Annotated in this window: 3 protein-coding genes and 1 pseudogene; 2 read left to right on the plus strand and 2 right to left on the minus strand. The window is 32.2% G+C overall.

Annotation, left to right across the window (positions count from 1 at the left end; genetic code table 11):
* Positions 1-460: aldo/keto reductase (locus IDG60_RS10575; RefSeq protein WP_206160676.1), on the minus strand; the 460-nt coding region annotated here is incomplete at its 3' end.
* Positions 461-529: 69 nt separating this feature from the next.
* Entirely contained in the window at positions 530-946 is a 417-nt protein-coding gene (locus IDG60_RS10580) for a MerR family transcriptional regulator (RefSeq protein ID WP_103143712.1), read from the minus strand.
* A 244-nt stretch (positions 947-1,190) separates the two neighbouring features.
* On the opposite strand from IDG60_RS10580, the gene IDG60_RS10585 reads away from it, so the two are divergent.
* Positions 1,191-1,358 carry a hypothetical protein gene (locus tag IDG60_RS10585; RefSeq protein ID WP_001790107.1) on the plus strand — a complete coding sequence of 56 codons (168 nt, stop codon included), beginning with the start codon at positions 1,191-1,193 and terminating at the stop codon, positions 1,356-1,358.
* Positions 1,355-2,687: pseudogene (locus IDG60_RS10590) on the plus strand (hyaluronate lyase); the annotation flags it as partial. The gene IDG60_RS10585 and the pseudogene IDG60_RS10590, both read left to right, overlap by 4 nt.

Here is a 2,687-nt window from a genome sequence, read left to right on the forward strand (position 1 = left end):
CTTGTGGTTGAATTTGATTGTGAATACCTAAATCTACAATTCGATCAACGCCGAAGTTAGATACACCGATTGCTTTAATTTTACCATTTTCTTTTAACTCTTCTAATGCACGCCATGAGCCATATACATCATTATAAGGTTGGTGAATAAGCACTAGATCAAGATAGTCTAAATTTAATCGTTGTAATGATCGTTCGATTGATTTGATAGTATCTTCATAGTTTACATTTTCAATCCATACTTTAGTCGTAATGAATAGTTCACTTCTATCAATACCTGAAGCTTCAATACCTTGACCTACTTCAGTTTCATTTAAATAACTTTGCGCTGTATCAATATGTCTATAGCCCGCTTTAATTGCTTCTTTAACCGCTTCTGCTGTTTGTTCTTGAGGAATTTGAAATACTCCGAAGCCTAATACTGGTATCTTTACATCTTTACTTATTTCAATATGATTCATAAAATGAACCTCCTTTATCTTGTAAGTCCACTATAAACCATGGAGCGAACTCTATAGCAAGCCATAGGTTTACTTTCTCTCCCAAAGACGTTCAACATTGTCATCATGATTATCACTAGCATTGATTTTAGCAATATGATTATCATAATTATCAATTTTATATTGTAGTAAATCTCTCGCATCATGAATTGTCTTTAAGTTTTCATTTAATTCTTCGAGTTGCTTATTTAAAATTTGCTTTTGCTGTGCTTGAATATTTTCATTTTTAGGAAGCTGCGCTAACCTGCAAAATTCGATAAGCGATTCAATACTGACGCCTGCATTTTGCAAATTTTTCACTAAATAAATCCAATTTAAATCACTATCATTATATATTCTATATCCATTTTCATCTCGATTAACAGGTGGAATCACACCAACCTTTTCATAATATCTTAAAGTGTCTTGAGATATATTCATGAGCGCTACGACTTCTTTAGTTTTCATTGCGACTATCCTTTCAGTTATGTTGGTGGCATCTTAAGTAATGTTGCTTTATATATTACCATCCTCGTTTGAATACCTCTTATTTTATTACTCAAATTTAAATTTGTCTCTTTTTTAACATTTTACATTTCATCGTTTTTAATTACTTTAAAAATTGTATAACTTAAATATTTAAAATGATATAATCACTAAGATTGATAATATTTAATTTTTTAAAAATTATTTTCGTTGCAATTTTTGGGTGATGCGGAAAATTTGGGTGATCGATTGTTTATATGCATCAACATTCTTTGTGGATTGTTTGACAGTAGACAGTCATTTGTATACGTTAACGAATTTTGAAAAATTGAATCATTATTTAATCATAATATTCATTGCGCACGCGCAACACAAAAAGGAGACATGTCAATGACATATAGAATAAAGAAATGGCAAAAATTATCCACCATTACGTTATTAATGGCTGGTGTGATTACTTTGAATGGTGGTGAATTCAGAAGTATTGATAAATATCAAATCGCTGTGGCTGATACGAATGTTCAAACGCCAGATTATGAAAAGTTGAGGAACACATGGCTGGACGTTAACTATGGTTATGATAAGTATGATGAGAAGAATGACGCAATGAAGAAGAAGTTTGAGGCTACGGAGAATGAGGCAAAGAAATTACTTAGTGAGATGAAAACTGAAAGTGATAGGAAATACTTGTGGGAAAACTCAAAAGATTTAGATACGAAGTCTGCGGATATGACTCGTACCTATCGTAATATTGAGAAAATCGCAGAAGCGATGAAGCATAAAGATACTAAGTTAAAAATAGATGAAAACAAGAAGAAAGTGAAAGATGCCCTTGAGTGGCTGCATAAAAATGCATATGGAAAAGAACCAGATAAAAAAGTTGCTGATTTGACCTCAAACTTTAAAAATAAAACTTCTAGAAATACCAATTTAAATTGGTGGGATTATGAAATTGGAACACCTAGAGCATTAACAAATACCCTTATATTGCTGAATGATCAATTTTCAAATGACGAAAAGAAAAAATACACTGCCCCTATCAAAACTTTCGCCCCAGAAAGTGACAAAATATTATCATCAGTAGGACAACCTGAACAAGCTAAAGGGGGAAATTTAGTAGACATTGCTAAAGTAAAACTTTTAGAAAGTATTATCGAAGAAGATAAAGATATAACTAAAAATTCAATAGATGCATTTAATAAAGTCTTCACTTACGTTCAAAGTAATGCAACTGGTAAAGAACGTAATGGATTCTATAAAGACGGCTCTTATATTGATCATCAAGACGTCCCATACACTGGTGCTTATGGCGTTGTACTCTTAGAGGGGATTTCTCAAATGATGCCGATGATAAAAGAAACACCTTTTAATGATAAAACCCAAAATGATACAACCTTAAAGTCATGGATTGACGACGGATTTATGCCACTCATTTATAAAGGTGAAATGATGGATTTATCAAGAGGTAGAGCTATCAGTCGTGAAAATGAAACGAGTCATACAGCGTCAGCGACTGTAATGAAATCATTGTTGAGATTGAGTGATGCCATGGATGATTCAACAAAAGCTAAGTATAAGCAAATCGTTAAAACTTCTGTTAAATCTGATTCAAGTTACGGCCAAAATGATACATTAAGCTCTTATTCGGATATAAGCAAAATGAAGTCTTTAATGGAAGACAGCACTATTTCTACTAACGGTTTAACACAACAACTTAAAATAT

The sequence above is a fragment of the Staphylococcus sp. EG-SA-2 genome (assembly GCF_017152085.1).

What these genes read in the sequence shown, in the direction of transcription:
- IDG60_RS10580 (WP_103143712.1), bottom strand. Translation starts at nt 946, where the DNA reads ATGAAAACTAAAGAAGTCGTAGCGCTCATGAATATATCTCAAGACACT.
- IDG60_RS10585 (WP_001790107.1), top strand. Translation starts at nt 1,191, where the DNA reads ATGCGGAAAATTTGGGTGATCGATTGTTTATATGCATCAACATTCTTT.